We start from the raw sequence: 17,750 nt of genomic DNA, 5'->3' as shown, positions 1-17,750 counted from the left end.
GCCGTCCCGGATGAGACGGGACATTTCGGGCATGGTCCTGTTGTCTCCACCTTCATACGTCCGGGGCGCGGCGTCGAGAGGCATCCGGCGACGGCCTCGGGCGATCGGCCCTCAGGGGGTCCGGTACCCCGGTTGACCGGGGAGAATGGGTTACCGAACGGTAGAGATGCGTTAGCCGCCGTAACCGGCGACGATGGATCACAACCGAGGCGACCAACGAGTCATACCGGGGGCCCGGTCGCCGGACGTGGCGGCCAGGGCCTCACCAGCACAGACGGCAAGCGCAGAGGGGACCCCGTGGCTTCCGGACGTCAACGCTTTTCGATCATCAGCGACGGCCTGCCGAGCCAGCTTCCGGACATCAACCCGGACGAGACCCGGGAGTGGCTGGAATCGCTGGACACGGTCATCAAGACCGAGGGCCGCGGCAGGGCCCGCTACGTGATGCTCAGGCTCCTGGAACGGGCCCGCGAGCTGCAGGTCGGCGTGCCCGGCCTGCGCAGCACCGACTTCATCAACACGATCCCGCCGGAGTCGGAGCCCTGGTTCCCCGGCGACGAGCACGTGGAGCGGCGCATCCGCGCCTACATCCGATGGAACGCGGCGATCATGGTCTCCCGGGCGAACCGCCCGGAGCTGGGCGTCGGCGGGCACATCGCCACCTACGCCTCCGCCGCGTCCCTGTACGAGGTCGGCTTCAACCACTTCTTCCGCGGCAAGGACCACGGCGAGTCGGGCGACCAGGTCTTCATCCAGGGCCACGCCGCCCCCGGCATCTACGCCCGCGCCTACCTTGAGGGGCGCCTGCCCGGCGACAAGCTCGACGGCTTCCGGCAGGAGCACTCGCACCCGGGCGGCGGCCTGTCCTCCTACCCCCACCCGCGGCTCATGCCGGACTTCTGGGAGTTCCCCACGGTGTCCATGGGCCTGACCGCGATCGACTCGGTCTACCAGGCCCGGTTCAACCGCTACCTCTACAACCGCAAGATCAAGGACACGTCCCGCTCGCACGTGTGGGCGTTCCTCGGCGACGGCGAGATGGGCGAGCCGGAGTCGCTCGGCGCGATCGGCCTGGCCGCCCGCGAGGAGCTCGACAACCTCACCTTCGTCGTCAACTGCAACCTCCAGCAGCTCGACGGCCCGGTCCGCGGCAACGGCAAGATCATCCAGGAGCTGGAGTCGTTCTTCCGGGGCGCCGGCTGGAACGTCATCAAGGTCATCTGGGGCCGCGACTGGGACCCGCTGCTCGCCCAGGACGTCGACGGCGTGCTGGTCAACCAGATGAACACCACGCCCGACGGCCAGTTCCAGACCTTCACGGTCGAGTCCGGCGAGTACATCCGGGAGAAGTTCTTCGGCGCCGACCCCCGGCTGCGCAAGATCGTCCAGCATCTGGACGACGATGACCTGCGCAAGCTCTCGCGCGGCGGGCACGACTACCGCAAGGTCTACGCCGCGTTCAAGGCGGCCCGCGAGCACGTCGGGCAGCCGACCGTGATCCTCGCGCACACGATCAAGGGCTGGACGCTCGGCTCCGACTTCGAGGCCCGCAACGCCACCCACCAGATGAAGAAGCTCACCAAGGCCGAGCTGAAGGAGTTCCGGGACCGGCTCTACCTCGACATCCCCGACTCGGCCCTCGAAGCGCCCCTGCCGCCCTACTACCACCCCGGCGAGGACTCCGACGAGATCCAGTACATGCGCGAGCGCCGCGCCGCGCTCGGCGGGTTCCTGCCGAAGCGGGTCGTGCGCGCCAAGCCGCTGAAGCTCCCCGGCGACCCCGTCTACGCGGTGCTGAAGAAGGGCTCGGGCAAGCAGAACGTCGCGACGACGATGGCGTTCGTCCGGCTGCTGAAGGACCTGATCAAGGACGAGAACATCGGCGCCCGGTTCGTCCCGATCGCCCCGGACGAGTACCGCACGTTCGGGATGGACTCGCTGTTCCCCACGTCCAAGATCTACTCGCCGCACGGGCAGACCTACGACGCGGTCGACCGCAAGCTCCTGCTCTCCTACAAGGAGTCCGACCAGGGGCAGATGCTGCACGAGGGCATCAGCGAGGCGGGCTCGATGGCCTCCACGATCGCGGCGGGCACGTCCTACGCCACCCACGGCGAGCACATGATCCCCGTCTACATCTTCTACTCGATGTTCGGGTTCCAGCGGACCGGCGACCAGATGTGGGCCCTCGGCGACCAGATGGGCCGGGGCTTCCTGCTCGGCGCCACCGCCGGGCGCACCACGCTGACCGGCGAGGGCCTCCAGCACGCCGACGGCCACTCCCCGCTGATCGCCGCGACGAACCCGGCCTGCGTCCACTACGACCCGACCTGGTCGTTCGAGCTGGCCCACATCGTCCAGGACGCGCTGCGCCGCATGTACGGCTCGTCCGAGGAGCACCCGAACGGCGAGGACGTCTTCTACTACCTCACCGTCTACAACGAGCCCTACCAGCAGCCCGCCGAGCCCGACTCGGTCGACGTCGAGGGACTCCTCAAGGGCCTGTACCACTACAAGGCCGCGCCGGACGTCGCGTCCGGCAACGGCCAGGCGCCGCGCGCGCAGATCCTCGCCTCCGGCGTCGGCGGCCGCTGGGCCCTGGAGGCGCAGCGCCTCCTCGCCGAGGACTGGGGCGTCGCCGCCGACGTCTGGTCGGCCACCTCGTGGAACGAGTTGGCCCGCGAGGCCCGCGCGTGCGACGAGTGGAACCTGCTGAACCCCGACGACGAGCAGCGCGTCCCCTACGTCACCCAGACCCTCGACAACGTCGCCGGGCCGATCGTCGCGGTGTCGGACTTCACCCGGGCCGTACCCGACCAGATCGCCCCCTGGGTCCACGGGGACTACTCCTCGCTCGGCACCGACGGCTACGGCTTCTCCGACACCCGCGCCGCCGCGCGCCGCTTCTTCCACGTGGACGCGGCCTCGATCGTCCTCGCCGTGCTGACCCGGCTGGCCAGGGGCGGCGAGATCAAGCCGGAGACCCTCTCCCAGGCCATCGACCGCTACCGCCTGAACGCGCAGGTCAGCGACGTGTTCGCGGGCGGCGTCGGCAGCGCGGAGAGCAACACCGGCGGCGACGCCTAACCGCTCTCAGGGCGGGCGGAACCGAGATCGCGGAGGTGTAGGCCGCGACCCCGGCCCGCCCGCCCCTCCCGCGTCAGGGGGCGGGCCGGAAAACCCCGAAGCGGTTGCCGGACGGGTCCTCCAGGTAGGCGAACCGGAGCCCCGACACCGTCGTCACCGGCGGTTCGGCGACCTTGCCGCCCGCCAGCTCGGTGCTGACGCAGGTCGCGTCCACGTCCTCGACGAGCACCAGGAACATGGCGTGGTTGTCGGCCGCGTCGGCGTGGTGGAAGATCCCGCCCTTGGGGGCGTCGTCTCCCGGGTAGCTGATCAGGTCGTAACCGTCCTCGTCCGGGTCGATGGCGAACCGCCACCCGAAGAGGTCGCCGTAGAAACGCCGAGCGTCCTCCGGAGCATGGGTACCCACCTGGAACCACGTCACGGTGTTGAACGCGGGAACTGCCATCTCGTGTCCTCCTCGATCGCTGTGGGAGCCAGCATCGGAGGGTCGGGCGACAGCCCCCTGTCGGGGTTTCCGGACGAATTCTTATAGAGGAGTCCGCAGGCCGCCCCTGGGACGGCTCAGGGATGTCCCCGGTTCGACCCCGAGATCGTTGACAACGCCTGTTCTCGCCACCGGAGGGGTGCGAGCGTCGGGGGATGATCTCTCAATCTCCTGTGCCGTCCGGTCCGAAGCGCCGATCCGTCCTGGTCGCGGCGGGAGCGGCGGGCCTGCTCCTCGCCATCGCGGAACCGGCCGCGGCGACCGTGCGCGGGGAACGTGTGCGGTTGTGCCTGCCTGGGCCGAGCGGTCCGCGGCGGATCGGGACGACGTCCCTGCACCTGGTCGACCGTTCCCGGCAGGACCCGTGGACCGCGCCCGCGCCGCGCGAGCTGATGATCAGCCTGTGGTATCCGACCCTGAGCGGCGACGCGCACCGGCGTGCGCCATGGCTCACCCCGGCGGGGGCGTCGCTCTACCTGGAGCAGGCCGGCGAAGACCTCCAGACACCGTTGGACGGCGTCGTCCTCCCGATGGCGCACGCGGGCCTCGGTGCCCCCGTCAACGCGCGGGGACGCGGTAATCCGGTGGTGCTCTTCTCCCCCGGCCACGGTTCGATGCGCGCGATGGGCACCGCCCTGGTCGAGGACCTCGCCAGCCGCGGATACGTGGTCGCCGCCATCGACCACACCTACGACTCCCAGTTCGTGGAGTTCCCCGGCGGCAGGCTGGAACTGAAGCGGAATCCGACAGGTTCCCCCGAGGAGGAGATCGCCAGGGCGGCGAAGGTACGGCTGGAGGACACCCGGTTCGTCCTGGGCCGACTCGCGGCCCTGAACGCCGGGCGGAATCCCGACGCCGAAGGGCGGGAGCTGCCGAACGGTCTCCAGGGCTCCATGGATCTTTCGAGGATCGGCATGTTCGGTCACTCGCTCGGCGGCGCGACGGCCGCGGACATCATGGCGGAGGATTCGCGGGTCCTGGCGGGAGCCGACCTGGACGGCACCATTCCGGGCAGCGTCGCCGACACCGGTCTCGACCGCCCCTTCCTGCTGATGAGCAACGCCACCCATGGCCGCGACAATGATCCGAGCTGGGAGAATTTCTGGTCGCACCTGCGCGGCTGGCGCCGTGAACTGCGGCTGCGCGACTCCGGGCACCAGACCTACACCGACCTGTCCCCGCTCGGTCAGCAACTGATGCGGGCGCTCCCGCTCCCGCCCCCGGTCGCCGCCCGCCTGACCGAGTGGATCGGCACGATCGACGCCGGACGGGCCGTCGCCGCCGAGCGCGCCTACCTGGGCGCCTTCTTCGACCTCCACCTGCGCCACCGCGACGACCACCTGCTGTCCGGGCCGTCTCCGCGGTACCCCGAGATCCAGTTCGTGCCGTAACCCTCGACTCCTTTGATCCACTTTGGGGGTCGACAGGGGGGCGGGGCGGTGGTTCGGTAGAGCTAAACGATCTTGGATCGGAGGGCCCGTGGGAGCTGTTTCGCGGCGTGGGTTTCTGGGGTTCGGCGGGGCGGCGGCAGCCGCTCTGGTGGTCGGGACGGGGGTGTGGGGGGCGGCCGGGAGCCGGGCGTTCGCCGAGGGCCGGAGTCTGTTCACGCTCGGGATCGCTTCGGGGGATCCGGCGCCCGACGGGTTCGTCCTGTGGACGCGGCTCGCGCCGGATCCGTTCGCGCCCGACGGCAGGGCGGGGATGCCGGACCGGCCGGTCAAGGTGGAGTACGAGGTCGCGCTGGACGAGGGGTTCCGCCAGGTCGTCCGGCGCGGGGCGGCGGTGGCGACGCCGGAGTTCAACCATTCCGTGCATCCGGAGATCTGGGGGCTGCCGCCCGGCCGGGAGTACTTCTACCGGTTCCGGGCGTGCGGGCAGATCTCTCCGGTCGGGCGCACGAGGACGATGCCGCCGGTGACGGCCGACCCCGCGAGCCTCAGTTTCGCCTTCGCGTCCTGCCAGGCGTGGGGGGACGGCTACTACACCGCCTACGACCACATCGCGGACGAGGACATCGAGCTGGTCGTCCACCTCGGCGACTACATCTACGAGACCGAGATCACCGACTCCAACCTGCGCGGGGTGACGGTGCCGGCGCAGTTCGGCACCGAGGCCAAGGACCTGGCGCGGTACCGGATCCAGTACTCGCTCTACAAGGCCGAGGCGCCGCTGCAGAAGGCGCACGCCCGGTTCCCGTGGATCGTGACACTGGACGACCACGAGGTCGTCAACGACTGGGCCGGGGACACCGTCATCCTGGGCCGCGATCCCAACCCGCCGCCCGAGGTGTTCGCCGCGCGCAAGGCCGCCGCGTTCCAGGCGTTCTACGAGAACCTGCCGCTGCGCCGGGCCCAGATGCCGGACGGGCCGCGCATGCGTCTGCACCGGCGCCTGCCGTACGGGAGGCTGGCGGCCTTCACCATGATCGACACGAGGTCGTACCGGGACACCCAGGCGTGCGGTGTGGCCGGGCCGATCGCGGACTGCGACGAGCGGCTCGACCCCGCCCGGACGCTGCTCGGCGCTCCGCAGCGCGAATGGCTGCTGGAGGGTTTCCGCTCGTCCGGCGCCCGCTGGCACGTCCTCGGCAACCAGGCCCCGATGACCGAGACCGACTGGGACCCGGGGCCCGCCAAGAAGCTGGCGATGGACCCGTGGGACGGCTACGCCGCCGACCGGGCCGCGGTGCTCGGCGCGGCGCACGACCGGGGGGTGCGGAACCTGGTCGCGATCACCGGCGACCGGCACCAGAACTACGCGTGCGACCTCAAGCGGGACTTCAACGCGGACGACTCCCCCACGGTCGCCGGCGAGTTCGTCGGGACGTCGCTGACCCGGGGCGGCAACGGCGCCGACATGACCGAGGAGGGGCGCAGGTTCCTCGCGGGCAACCCGCACATGAGTTTCTTCAACGGGCAGCGGGGCTACGTGCGGGTCGACGTCGACCGCGAGCGCTGGCGGAGCGACTTCCGCGTCCTGCCCTTCGTGCAGCAGCCCGGGGCGCCGGTGTCGACGCGCGCGTCCTTCGTGGTGGAGGACGGCAAGCCGGGTGTCCAGGCGGTCTGACGTGCGGGGGCCCGGAGACCGTGGTGGTCTCCGGGCCCCGTCGCTCAGCAGGTGACCTGCACCGAGAAGGGCCGGTCGTCATCGACGATCTTGTTGCCCGATGCCGAGGGCGTCGCGGTGCGGACGAACAGCGTCCGCCCGTTGACCGCGCCGACCAGGATCGAGGAGCTGCCCGGCCCGGGGTCGTTGCCGCCCCCGGTGTTGATCGTGCCGAGCAGCGCGCACCCGCTGATGTCGATGCTCGTCGTCAGGTTGTAGCGTCCCCCGCCGAAGTGGTTGACGTTGCCGATGCCCGACGAGGCGAGCAGGGCGCCGTTCGCGCCGACCTTCGCGAACAGCGTCGTCGCGGCGACCCGCCCGGCGGCGGGACGCGGCGCGGAGCCGGTGTCCGCCGACGCCCCCGAGACGGCGAGGGCGCCGCCCGCGATGGCGGCGCACGCCCCGACCGTCATGAGAAGTCGCACCGAATTCTTCATGTCTGCCCCTCCATGAGAATTGCACGGATCTTCGGCACCGGCCCGAGGTGAGCGCCATTGGGATGATCTTGTGGATCCCCTTGGACGCTCCCCCGGCCTCGGGCCTGCAATGACTATGAGCGGTGGCACCGGGCAGGCGACAGCCCCATGGTTTGGGGGGTTGACAGCGAAATCCGCCCTTTCTTTTCGATCAGACGAATTCGAGGCGGCGGACGACGTAGTCGGGCGGGCCGGATCGCAGATCCTCGAAACGGCGTTCGGGGGCGGGCTCGTCGAGGAGGGCGGCGCGGCGGACGCGGTCGATGCGGAAGGCGCGGAAGTCGCCGCGCAGCCGGCACCAGCCGAGGAAGTACCAGCGGCGGGCCGCGCCGGTGAAGGCGACGGGCTCGACGTCGCGCTCGGACTCGGTGCCGCCGCCGTCGACGTAGCCGAGCCGGACGACGCGCCGCGCCGAGACGGCCTCCTCCAGGACGGCGGGCACCGAGGCGGGCGCGTCGACGTCGGGCGGGGTGAGGAAGCGGATGCGCTCGGCCAGCTCGCGGGCCGAGGCGCCGTCGCCGTCCGACATCGCGGTGACGATCTTGTGCAGCGCGGTGCGGGCGGCGCGGGAGTAGGGGGAGCCGTCGGCGCGGGCGAGGGCGATCGCGATGGCGACGGCCTCGGCGGGGGTGAAGTTGAGCGGGGGCAGCGTGCGGCTCTTGTCGAGGGTGTAGCCGCCGCCCCGGCCCACGTCGGCGAAGATCGGCACACCGGCCTGCTGGAGCGCGCCGATGTCGCGCTCGATGGTGCGGACGCTCACCTCGTAGCGCGCGGCCAGCTCCCGCGCGCTGACCCGGCGCGGCGCGCGGGCCCGCAGCTCCTCCACCAGGGCGTACAAGCGGTCGGTGCGGTTCACGCGCCGACCGTACGCGCCGCCTCCGACATTTCCGGTCAGCGGGCCGTCCAGGCGAGCAGGTCGGCGGCGGGCAGGGTGTTGACCACCTGGTCGGGGGTGACGGCGCAGCGGGCGGCGCGGTCGCAGCCGTGGGGCTGCCAGTCGAGCTGGCCGGGGGCGTGCGCGTCGGAGTCGATCGCGAAGCGGCAGCCCGCCTCCACGGCCAGCCGCAGCAGGCGCTTGGGCGGGTCGAGCCGCTCGGGGCGGGAGTTGATCTCCACGGCGACGTCGTAGGCGGCGCAGGCGTCGAAGACCAGGGCGGCGTCGAACTCCGACTCGGGACGCAGCCCGCCGCGCTTGCCGCCCGCCTTGACGATCCGTCCGGTGCAGTGGCCGAGGACGTTCACGCGCGGGTTCGCGATCGCGGCGACCATGCGCCTGGTCATGGCGACGCGGTCCATGCGGAGCTTGGAGTGGACGCTGGCGACGACGATGTCGAGCCGGTCGAGGAGGCCCGGCTCCTGGTCGAGCGCGCCGTCCTCCAGGATGTCGACCTCGATGCCGGTCAGGACGCGGAAGGGGGCCAGTTCCCCGTTCAGCTCGGCGACGACGTCGAGTTGGTCGCGGAGCCGGTCGGCCGACAGGCCGTTGGCGACCCTGAGCCGCGGCGAGTGGTCGGTGAGCGCGATGTACTCGTGGCCGAGGGAGCGGGCGGTCTCGGCCATCTCCCGGATCGGGGACCCGCCGTCCGACCAGTCGCTGTGGACGTGCAGGTCGCCGCGCAGGGCCCGGCGGAGCGCGGCGGCGGCCTCGTCCGGCCGCTCGCCCTCGGTCGCCTCCAGGCGCCGCAGGTAGACCGGGGTCTCGCCGCGCAGCGCCTCCTCGATCACCAGGGCGGTGACCTTGCCGATGCCCGGCAGCGCCGTCAGCGTGCCCTCGCGGGCGCGGGCGGCGAGGTCGTCCGGGGGCGTGCCCGCCACGAGATCGGCGGCGCCGCGGAAGGCGCGTACGCGATAGGTCGGCTCGTGTGCGCGTTCCAGCAGGAAGGCGATGCGGCGCAGGGCTTCGACGGGCTCCACGTCCCGACCGTACCCAGGTATGACGCCGGGTGGCACCGGGGTGTCATCCGGTGGAGGGCGCGGACTCTCTAGCCTGGGCTCATGGCCAGCGAGAACACCCACCCGGTGCGGTATGTGCTGCGGAACGGGATCCTCGCCGCCACCGTGACCGGCAGGGCCGACCCCGTGCCGCTGAACCGGCCCTGGCCGCTGCTGCTGCGCTGGACGCGCTTCATCGGCGTCGGACGGCTGCCCTACGGCGTCGTCGCGAACCTGTTCGGGCTGGTCCTGACCGTCGGGCTGGTCGCCGGGACCGTGTCGCTGCTCACGACGGAGACGGCGCGCCGGGGCCTGGACGTCTCGGGCGGCACGAAGTTCCTCATCGCGGTCGCGGTGACCGCCCCCCTGGCGCTGCGCGAGCGGTACCCGCTCGGCGCGTGGCGGCTGAGCTTCGTGTCGATGGCGCTGGTGGACGTCAGCGGCTGGCTGACCGTCCCCTACGTCCCGGCGGGGGTGTTCGCCGCGATCGTGACGCTGTACACGGTCGCCGAGCGCTGCTCGCGCGACATCACGCTCGGCGTCGGGATCCTGTCCTTCGCCGGCGTGTGGCTCAAGGACCCGCAGAGCGGTGCGGGCGCGTCGGTGCTGCTCCTGCTGCCGCTGGTGGCCGGGTACGCCGTCCGGACGCGGCGGACGGCCCGCCGCGAGCTGGCCGAGCAGGAGCGGCGGCACCTGGACGCCGAGGCGGTGCTGACCGAGCGGCAGCGCATCGCGCGGGAGCTGCACGACGTCGTCGCGCACCACATGTCGATGATCGCGATCCAGGCGGAGGCGGCCCCCTACAAGGTCGACTCGGTGCCGGACGAAACGCGCCGCGACCTCGCCGAGATCCGCGCGACCGCGCTGGACGCGCTGACCGAGCTGCGGCGGATCCTCGGCGTCCTGCGCTCGGAGGACGGCGCCGAGACCGCGCCGCAGCCGAGCCTGGAGCGGCTGGAGGAGCTGCTCGGCAACGCGCGCGCGGCGGGGCTGCGGGTGTCGTCGCGGCTGGACGGCGACCTCACCGGCCTCCCGCAGGGCGTCGGCCTCAGCGCGTTCCGGATCCTCCAGGAGGCGCTGAGCAACGCGATGCGGCACGCGCCGGGGTCGCGGGTGGACGTCGAGGTCGTCCGGGACGGGAACCTGCTGTGGCTCGGCGTCGTCAACGGACCGCCGGGTGAGGGCCATGTCCCGACGCCCTCCCCGCCCGGCGGCGGGCACGGGCTGGTCGGAATGCGCGAGCGGGCCGCCACACTGGGTGGGGAGCTGACCGCCCGCCCGACGTCCGAGGGAGGATTCGCCGTGACCGCCACCCTGCCGGTGAACGCGAAGGACACCGCATGACCGTGCGCGTGGTGATCGTCGACGACCAGGGGATGGTGCGCACCGGGTTCGGGGTGCTGCTGAACGCCCAGCCCGACATCGAGGTCGTCGGCGAGGCCGTCAACGGCGCGGAGGGGCTGGCGCGGGTGGCCGAGCTGCGTCCCGACGTGGTGCTGATGGACGTCCGGATGCCGGTGATGGACGGCCTGGAGGCCACCCGGCGGCTGCTCGCCGACGCGGCCGAGGACGCCCCGAAGATCCTCATGCTCACCACGTTCGACCTCGACGACTACGTCTACGAGGCGCTCCGGGCCGGGGCCAGCGGGTTCCTGCTGAAGGACGCCTCCGCGTCCGAGCTGGCCGAGGCGGTGCGGGTGGTCGCGGCGGGCGACGCGCTGCTGTCCCCGTCGATCACCCGGCGGCTGATCGCCGAGTTCTCCCGGCTGGGGGCGCCGCGCGCGCCGTCCCGCAGGAGGCTGGACGAGCTGACCGAGCGGGAGACCGAGGTGCTCACGCTGGTGGCGCGCGGCCTGTCCAACGGCGAGATCGCGGCGGAGCTGGTCGTCGCGGAGCAGACCGTCAAGACCCACTTCGGGCGCATCCTGATGAAGCTCGGGCTCCGGGACCGCCCGCAGGCGATCGTCTACGCCTACGAGATCGGCCTCGTCCGCCCCGGCGACTGAGCCCGCGGGCGGCCCGCGTCTGATACCTGGCGGGGGCGCCGTAGTACCGGGGTGCGACGGCACAGGACGGCACCGTCGGTTGATCCGCTCTACAGCGCCCGATTCCTACCTTTCTGGTCAGTGGTTCCTCTCATGACCCGACCAGGAAGGACGTCCCATGCGCAGCCGCATCCGTCGCGCCGTCGCCGCCGTGGTGGTGCTGACGGTGATCGGCTCGACGACCGCCGCGACGGGACGTCCCGACCCCTACGACGCGCCGGGTCCGCTGCCCGAACTGTCGGCGGGCACGCTGAACGCCCACTACGAGGCGGCGAGGCGGGAGATCGTCCGTGCGCGGGCCACCGCGCTGCGGGTGGGCGACGGCGGACGCGTCAGGGCGCTGTCGGCGTTCCTCTCCCCCGGACGCCGCTTCCTGTCGTTCGACGCCCGCGGCCACGGACGGGCGGTCGAGGTCATCGGCGACCTCGCCGCCGCCGACCGGGTCGCGGTCGTCGTGCCCGGCGCGGACAGCACGCTCGCCTCCTACGACTCCGGCAAGTTCGTCGGCGGCGGCAGCCGGGCCCTCTACGACCGGGCGCTGGACGAGCGGGCGCGCGCGGACGGGGCCGGGCCGCGGCTCGCGGTGATCGCCTGGCTCGGCTACGACACGCCGTCCACGCTGGGGCCCGGCGTCCTCGGCGCGGCACGGGCCGGGGACGGCGCGCGCGGCCTCCGGCGGCTCGTCACCGACCTCCACCGGACCAACGCTCATGCCCGCTTCGCCCTGCTCTGCCACAGCTACGGCTCGGTGGTGTGCGCCAAGGCCGCGCACCCGCTCGCGTCCCAGCCGGTGGACGAGATCGCCCTGTTCGGCAGCCCCGGCACGACCAAGCGCGACGCGGCCGCCCTCGGGACGCCCGCCCATGTGTGGGCCGGGCGCGCTCGCGGCGACTGGATGCGCTACGTCCCGAACATCCGGTTCCTCGGGGTCGGTTTCGGCGCCGACCCGGTCTCGCGGGGCTTCGGCGCCGAGGTCTTCGACGCCGGAAGCGGCCCGCACAGCGGCTACCTGAGGCCCGGCTCGCGCGCGCTCGGCAACCTCACGCTGATCGCGCTCGGCCGCGACCGGGAGGTCACCCGTGCGTGACCGGGCGGTGGACGCGCTGCGGGCGCTCGCGATCCTCGGCGTCGTGCTCGGGCACTGGCTGGTCACCGCCTTCGTCATGCCCGAGGGCACGGGTGACGTGCGTGTGGCCAGCCCGCTCGCGGCGATGCCCGGCCTCGTCCCGATCTCCTGGGTGCTCCAGACGCTCGCGGTGTTCTTCCTGGTCGGCGGGTACTCGGCGGCGCGGGGGCTGCGCCGGGAGGAGCCGTGGGCCGTCCGGCTGCGGCGGCGCCTCGCGCGGCTGGCGCGCCCGCTGCCCGTCCTGCTGGTGGCGTGGGTGCCGGCGCTCGCCGTCCTCCGGCTGGCCGGATACACCCCGGACGGCCTGTACACGCTGGCCAAGCTGGTGGTGAGCCCGCTGTGGTTCCTGTGCGTGTACGTGGTCCTGACCGCGCTGGCCCCGGCGGTCGTCGCGCTGTGGCACCGGCTCGGGATGTGGGGCGCGGTCCTGCTCGTCGCGGCGACCGGGGCGGTCGACGCCGGGCGCTTCGCGCTCGGCGCCCCCGGCTGGATCGGCTGGGCCACCGTGCTGACCGGCTGGCTCCTGCCGTTCTACCTCGGCGTCGCCTGGGCCGAGGGGGCGCTGCGCGGCCGCCGCGCCGGGCTCGTGCTGCTGGTGGGAGGCGCCGCCGCGACCGCGCTGCTGGTCGTCCGCGCGGGGTACCCGGCGAGCATGGTCGGGGTGCCGGGCGCCGCGGTCTCCAACCTCAGCCCGCCCACCCTCGCCGCCGTCACGTTCGGGCTCGCCCAGACGGGCCTGGCGCTGCTCCTGCACGGCCCGCTCACCCGCTGGACCCGGCACGCCCGCAACCACCGCGCGGTCGCCGCCGCGAACCGCTCGGCGATGACGGTCTTCCTGTGGCACCAGACCGCGATGTTGACCGTGACCGTCGGCGCGTTCGCGGCGGCCGGTGCGCTGCCGGGGCTGCACACCGCGCCCGACCGGCCGCTCTGGCTCGCCGAGCGGCTGCCCTGGCTGGCCGTCTTCGGCGCCGCGCTGGCCGCGATCGGCGCGCTCGTCCGCCGCTTCGAACGCCCCGGGCCGCCTCCCGGCCCGCACTCGCCGAGGCGGCCCCCGAACCCCGCCCGCGTTCCGGACGTCACACGAACGACCCCCTGATTCCGGGGACGGACCGCCCCCGCCGGACGATCACGGATGGTAGAAAGACGGACGATGCCGCCGCCACGCCACACGCCCCCACCGCGCGCCCGACGACGGCTCAGGAGGGTCGCCGCGTGCGCCGCGACCATCTCGGGGCTCATGCTGACCACGGCCGGGACCGGACACGCCGACCCCTACGCCCCGCCCGTCCCCGTCCCCGCGATGGCGCCGTCCACGCTGGACGCCCGGTACGCCGCCGAGCGCGGCTCCATCGAGGAGGCGCTGCGGACGGCGCAGGCCGTCGGCGACCAGCACCGGCAGCGCGCGCTCGGCGCGTTCCTCACGCCCGGCAGGCGGTTCCTCTACTTCGACGCGCGCGGACGCGGGCGCGCCGTCGAGGTCGTCGGCGACCTCGCCCGCGCGCGCCGCGTGGCGGTGCTGGTCCCCGGCGCCGACACGACGCTGACCGGCTTCGACGACCGGGGCGGCAAGCCGTGGTCGACGCCGGGCGGCGGCGCGCGCGCCGTCCTCGACCAGGCCCGCGCGATGGCGCCGCGGCCCGGCCTGGCGGTGGTCGCGTGGCTCGGATACGCGGCGCCCAAGACCTTCAGCAGCGACGTCCTCACCGACGAGCGTGCCGGTGAGGGCGCGCGCGAGCTGCGCGCGTTCCTGACCGGGGTGCACGACGCGAACCCCGCCGCGCGGGTCGGCCTGCTGTGCCACAGCTACGGCTCGGTGGTCTGCGGGCGGGCCGCACGCGACCGCTCGGCGCCCGGCCGGGCGGCCTGGCGGCAGGTCACCGACATCGCCCTGTTCGGCAGCCCGGGGACCACGGCGTGGTCGGCCGCGAAGCTCGGCGGCACCGCCCGCGTCTGGGCCGGACGCGGCGCGGCCGACTGGATGGAGGACGTCCCGCACGTCCGCATCCTCGGCCTCGGGCTCGGCCCCGACCCCGTCTCCCGCGACTTCGGCGCCCGGGTCTTCGACGCGGGCGAGGCCGGGCACAGCGACTACCTCGCGCCGGGCTCGCCGTCCCTGCGCAACCTCACCGGCATCGCGCTGGGCCTGCCCGACGCCGTCACAATGAGCTGACCCTCCATCCACAGAACGCTGACCACCGGTGCCGACGGGCAGGCGGTCCGCCCGCTTCGGGACAGGTCATCCCCCCGGTGATGGCACCCTTGGGGTTGTGGACAACGCGAACGAGGCCGAGATCCGCGAGCAGACCACCCAGCGCCTGGAGAAGGCGATGGGGACGTTCGGCACCGCGGCCCTGACCAGCATGGAGGAGCAGCTCCCCTGGTTCAGGCGCATGCCCGCCGACCAGCGCTCCTGGATCGGCCTGGTCGCCCAGGCCGGCATCGCCGCGTTCGTGGAGTGGTTCAAGAGCGAGGAGCGGACCCGCCCGGCCATCGCGGGCGAGGTGTTCGGCACCGCCCCGCGCGAGCTGCTGCGCTCCATCAAGCTCCAGCACACGATCGACATGATCCGCGTGATCATCGACGTGGTGGAGACCCGGCTGGACGAGCTGGCCGCGCCCGGCGGCGAGGCCCAGCTCCGCGAGGCCATCCTGCGCTACACCCGCGACGTCGCGTTCGGCGCCGCCCAGGTCTACGCCCGCGCCGCCGAGACCCGCGCCGCGTGGGACGCCCGCCTGGAGGCCCTCGTCGTGAACGCCGTCCTGCGCGACGAGGTCGACGACGGCATGCACTCCTGGGCCGCCGCCCTCGGCTGGACCTCCAAGCCCGTCACCGTCATCGCCGGGTTCACCCCCGAGGACGAGGAGCCCGAGGTCACCATCGACCAGATGCAGATCGCGGGCCGCCGCGCGCGCGCCGACGTGCTCGCGGGCGTGCAGGGGAACCGGGTCATCGTGATCGTCGGCGGCGAGACCGACCCGATGGAGGCGGCCCGGCCGATCGCGGCCAAGTGCGGCCCCGGCCCCGTCGTGGTCGGCCCGCGGGTCGGCGACCTCTACGACTCCACCCGCTCCGCCCACGCCGCCGTCGCGGGGCTGCGCGCCGCCGCCGGGTGGCCGGACGCGCCGCGGCCCGTCCACGCGTCCGAGCTGCTGCCCGAGCGGGCCCTGGACGGCGACGACGAGGCCCGCCGCCACCTTGTGGACAACGTCTACAACCCCATGCTCGCGGCGGGCGCCCCGCTGCTGGACACCCTCACCACCTACCTGGAGCAGGGATCGTCGCTGGAGGCCACGGCGCGGCTGCTGTTCGTCCACCCCAACACCGTCCGGTACCGGCTGCGCCGCGTCACCGAGCTGACCGGCCTCGCCCCGACCGACGGGCGCAACGCCTTCACCCTGCGGATCGCCCTCGTCCTCGGGCGTTTCGTCAAGCGTCCCGTACGTGGCTGAGAGGGGCTCATTGGGCCTTGTAGGGGTCGTACAAACCCCTATGACCAAAGTTCGTGCCGATCGGCATCGGAATGTGGGGGCGATACCGGCAGGCTGGTCCGCGTGATCCTCCTCGCATCGCCCGGCCAGGGCGCCCAGACCCCCGGCTTCCTTCAGCCGTGGCTAGAGATACCCGGAGTCGCCGACCGCCTGGCCTGGTGGTCGGCCGTCACCGGCCTCGACCTGGTCCGCTACGGGACGACCGCGGACGCCGAGGAGATCCGCGACACCGCCGTCGCCCAGCCGCTGCTGGTCGCCGCGGCGCTCGCCGCCTTCGAGACGCTCTACCCGGCCGGCGGGCCCGGGAAGCCGGACGTGGTCGCCGGGCACAGCGTCGGCGAGCTGTCGGCCGCCGCGATCGCCGGGGTGCTGACGCCCGAGGCGGCGCTGGTGCTGGTCCGGGAGCGGGGCCGGGCGATGGCCGAGGCCGCCGCCGTCACCGACACCGGCATGACCGCCGTGCTCGGCGGCGAGGCCGACGAGGTGCTCGAATCGATCGACAAGCACGGGCTCACCCCCGCCAACGTCAACGGCGCCGGCCAGGTCGTGGCCGCCGGGACCGTCGAGGCCCTCGCCGCGTTCGCCGAGGACCCGCCCGCCAAGGCGCGGCTGCGGTCCCTGTCGGTCGCCGGAGCGTTCCACACCGAGCACATGGCCCCCGCGGTCGACCGGCTCCGCGCGCTCGCGCCGGGCGCCCCCGTGGCGGACCCGCGCACGACGCTGCTCCAGAACCGCGACGGCGCCGCCGTCGCGTCCGGCCGGGAGTTCCTCGGACGGCTCGTCGAGCAGGTCAGCGCGCCCGTCCGCTGGGACGCGTGCATGGACACGATGCGGGAGCTCGGCGTCACCGCGATCATCGAGCTGCCGCCCGCCGGGACGCTGACCGGCCTCGCCCGCCGCGCCCTCGACGGCGTGGAGCGGCTCGCCCTCAAGACACCCGCCGAGCTCGACAAGGCCCGCGAACTGATCGAGGCTCACACGTCATGACCCCCGCACTGCGCATTCCCGAGGTCACCGCCGGCGCCCGCATCCTCGCCTTCGGCGACTACCAGCCCGCCCGGATCGTCACCAACGACGAGCTGTCCAAGACCGTCGACACCAACGACGAGTGGATCCGCAGCCGCGTCGGCATCGCCGAGCGGCGCGTCGCCGGCGACGACGAGGGGATCGTCGAGCTGGGCGTGCAGGCGGGCGCGAAGGCGCTCGCCGGCAGCGGGCTCGCCCCCTCCGACATCGACCTGGTCATCCTCGCGACCTGCTCGGCCGAGTCGCCGATGCCGGGCCACGCGCCCGCCGTCGCGCACCGGCTCGGCATCAAGGCGCCCGGCGCGTTCGACATCAACGCCGCCTGCGCCGGGTTCTGCTACGCGCTCGGCACCGCGAGCTCGGCGGTCCGCGCCGGCAGCGCCCGCAACGTGCTGGTGATCGGCTCGGAGAAGATGTCCCAGTGGATCGACTGGACCGACCGCTCCACCTGCATCATCTTCGCCGACGGCGCGGGCGCGGCGGTCGTGACCGGCAGCGACTCCCCCGGCATCGGCCCGGTGGTGTGGGGCAGCGCCGGGGACGGCTTCGACAAGATCATCATTGACGACCGGCACTCGTTCATCCGGCAGGAGGGGCAGGCGGTCTTCCGCTGGGCGACCACCGCCATCGCCCCGGTCGCGCGGGAGGCGTGCGAGCGCGCCGGCATCGCCCCCGAGGACCTCGCCGCGATCGTCCCGCACCAGGCCAACCTGCGGATCATCCAGGCGATCGCCCGCAAGATGAAGGCGGTCAACGCCGTCGTCGCCGACGACATCATCCACTCGGGCAACACCTCGGGCGCCTCCATCCCGCTGGCCCTGTCCCACATGATCGAGCGCGGCGACGTGCCGTCCGGCGCCCCGGCCCTGCTGGTCGGGTTCGGCGCCGGGCTGTCCTACGCCGCCCAAGTCATCCAGATCCCGTAGGCGCGCCCGCGCCGCACAGCTCTGGACCAACCCCATCGAAGGAGAACCCGCA

15 protein-coding genes are annotated in these 17,750 nt (G+C 73.2%); 11 read left to right on the top strand and 4 right to left on the bottom strand.

Translation table 11 applies throughout. The annotated features are described in order from the left end of the window. Nucleotides 1–297 precede the first annotated feature (297 nt). The gene (gene aceE, locus GNZ18_RS05130; RefSeq protein ID WP_312874311.1) at nt 298–3,087 is read left to right on the top strand and encodes a pyruvate dehydrogenase (acetyl-transferring), homodimeric type; all 2,790 of its coding nucleotides are present in this window, start codon (nt 298–300) and stop codon (nt 3,085–3,087) included. A gap of 73 nt (nt 3,088–3,160) precedes the next feature. On the opposite strand, the gene GNZ18_RS05125 is transcribed toward aceE, so the two are convergent. Beyond that, the gene (locus tag GNZ18_RS05125) at nt 3,161–3,532 is read right to left on the bottom strand and encodes a VOC family protein (protein WP_156214954.1); all 372 of its coding nucleotides are present in this window, start codon (nt 3,530–3,532) and stop codon (nt 3,161–3,163) included. 194 nt (nt 3,533–3,726) lie between these two features. Here GNZ18_RS05125 and GNZ18_RS05120 point away from each other — a divergent pair, with 194 nt between their 5' ends. Together GNZ18_RS05120 and GNZ18_RS05115 are read left to right on the top strand one after the other, a co-directional pair. After that, nucleotides 3,727–4,962 carry an alpha/beta hydrolase family protein gene (locus GNZ18_RS05120; RefSeq protein ID WP_156214953.1) on the top strand — a complete coding sequence of 412 codons (1,236 nt, stop codon included), beginning with the start codon at nt 3,727–3,729 and terminating at the stop codon, nt 4,960–4,962. A gap of 88 nt (nt 4,963–5,050) precedes the next feature. Then, nucleotides 5,051–6,637: an alkaline phosphatase D family protein gene (locus GNZ18_RS05115; RefSeq protein WP_312874310.1), complete on the top strand. Its 1,587-nt coding sequence runs from the start codon at nt 5,051–5,053 to the stop codon at nt 6,635–6,637. Between the two features lie 44 nt (nt 6,638–6,681). On the opposite strand, the gene GNZ18_RS05110 is transcribed toward GNZ18_RS05115, so the two are convergent. The 3 genes from GNZ18_RS05110 to GNZ18_RS05100 form a co-directional block, all read right to left on the bottom strand. Then, the gene (locus GNZ18_RS05110) at nt 6,682–7,113 is read right to left on the bottom strand and encodes a hypothetical protein (RefSeq protein ID WP_156214951.1); all 432 of its coding nucleotides are present in this window, start codon (nt 7,111–7,113) and stop codon (nt 6,682–6,684) included. A 190-nt stretch (nt 7,114–7,303) separates the two neighbouring features. Beyond that, a complete protein-coding gene (locus GNZ18_RS05105; protein ID WP_214618701.1) occupies nt 7,304–8,008 on the bottom strand; it encodes a helix-turn-helix transcriptional regulator in 705 nt (234 codons plus the stop codon). 35 nt (nt 8,009–8,043) lie between these two features. Next, the gene (locus GNZ18_RS05100; RefSeq protein ID WP_312874309.1) at nt 8,044–9,066 is read right to left on the bottom strand and encodes a PHP domain-containing protein; all 1,023 of its coding nucleotides are present in this window, start codon (nt 9,064–9,066) and stop codon (nt 8,044–8,046) included. A gap of 81 nt (nt 9,067–9,147) precedes the next feature. Between GNZ18_RS05100 and GNZ18_RS05095 the strand changes: the two genes are divergently transcribed. From GNZ18_RS05095 to GNZ18_RS05060, 8 genes are all read left to right on the top strand, one after another. Then, nucleotides 9,148–10,428: a sensor histidine kinase gene (locus GNZ18_RS05095; protein ID WP_156214949.1), complete on the top strand. Its 1,281-nt coding sequence runs from the start codon at nt 9,148–9,150 to the stop codon at nt 10,426–10,428. Continuing rightward, nucleotides 10,425–11,090: a response regulator gene (locus GNZ18_RS05090; protein WP_156214948.1), complete on the top strand. Its 666-nt coding sequence runs from the start codon at nt 10,425–10,427 to the stop codon at nt 11,088–11,090. Before GNZ18_RS05095 ends, GNZ18_RS05090 begins: the two co-directional genes overlap by 4 nt. A gap of 157 nt (nt 11,091–11,247) precedes the next feature. After that, a complete protein-coding gene (locus GNZ18_RS05085) occupies nt 11,248–12,216 on the top strand; it encodes an alpha/beta hydrolase (RefSeq protein WP_156214947.1) in 969 nt (322 codons plus the stop codon). Next, entirely contained in the window at nt 12,209–13,354 is a 1,146-nt protein-coding gene (locus GNZ18_RS05080; RefSeq protein WP_312874308.1) for an acyltransferase family protein, read from the top strand. Before GNZ18_RS05085 ends, GNZ18_RS05080 begins: the two co-directional genes overlap by 8 nt. A 54-nt stretch (nt 13,355–13,408) precedes the next feature. Then, nucleotides 13,409–14,428 carry an alpha/beta hydrolase gene (locus tag GNZ18_RS05075; RefSeq protein ID WP_156214946.1) on the top strand — a complete coding sequence of 340 codons (1,020 nt, stop codon included), beginning with the start codon at nt 13,409–13,411 and terminating at the stop codon, nt 14,426–14,428. 97 nt (nt 14,429–14,525) lie between these two features. Then, entirely contained in the window at nt 14,526–15,707 is a 1,182-nt protein-coding gene (locus GNZ18_RS05070; RefSeq protein ID WP_242886795.1) for a PucR family transcriptional regulator, read from the top strand. Between the two features lie 102 nt (nt 15,708–15,809). After that, entirely contained in the window at nt 15,810–16,733 is a 924-nt protein-coding gene (locus GNZ18_RS05065; protein WP_214618697.1) for an ACP S-malonyltransferase, read from the top strand. Beyond that, complete coding sequence (locus tag GNZ18_RS05060) at nt 16,730–17,698, top strand: beta-ketoacyl-ACP synthase III (RefSeq protein ID WP_156214944.1); 969 nt, start codon at nt 16,730–16,732, stop codon at nt 17,696–17,698. Before GNZ18_RS05065 ends, GNZ18_RS05060 begins: the two co-directional genes overlap by 4 nt. Nucleotides 17,699–17,750 lie beyond the last annotated feature (52 nt).

Source organism: Actinomadura litoris (assembly GCF_009733595.1).
In the GTDB taxonomy this organism is placed as follows: Bacteria; Actinomycetota; Actinomycetes; order Streptosporangiales; family Streptosporangiaceae; genus Spirillospora; species Spirillospora litoris.
The sequence above is the reverse complement of the archived record's forward strand: the minus strand, read 5'-3'. Positions and strand labels throughout refer to the sequence as shown.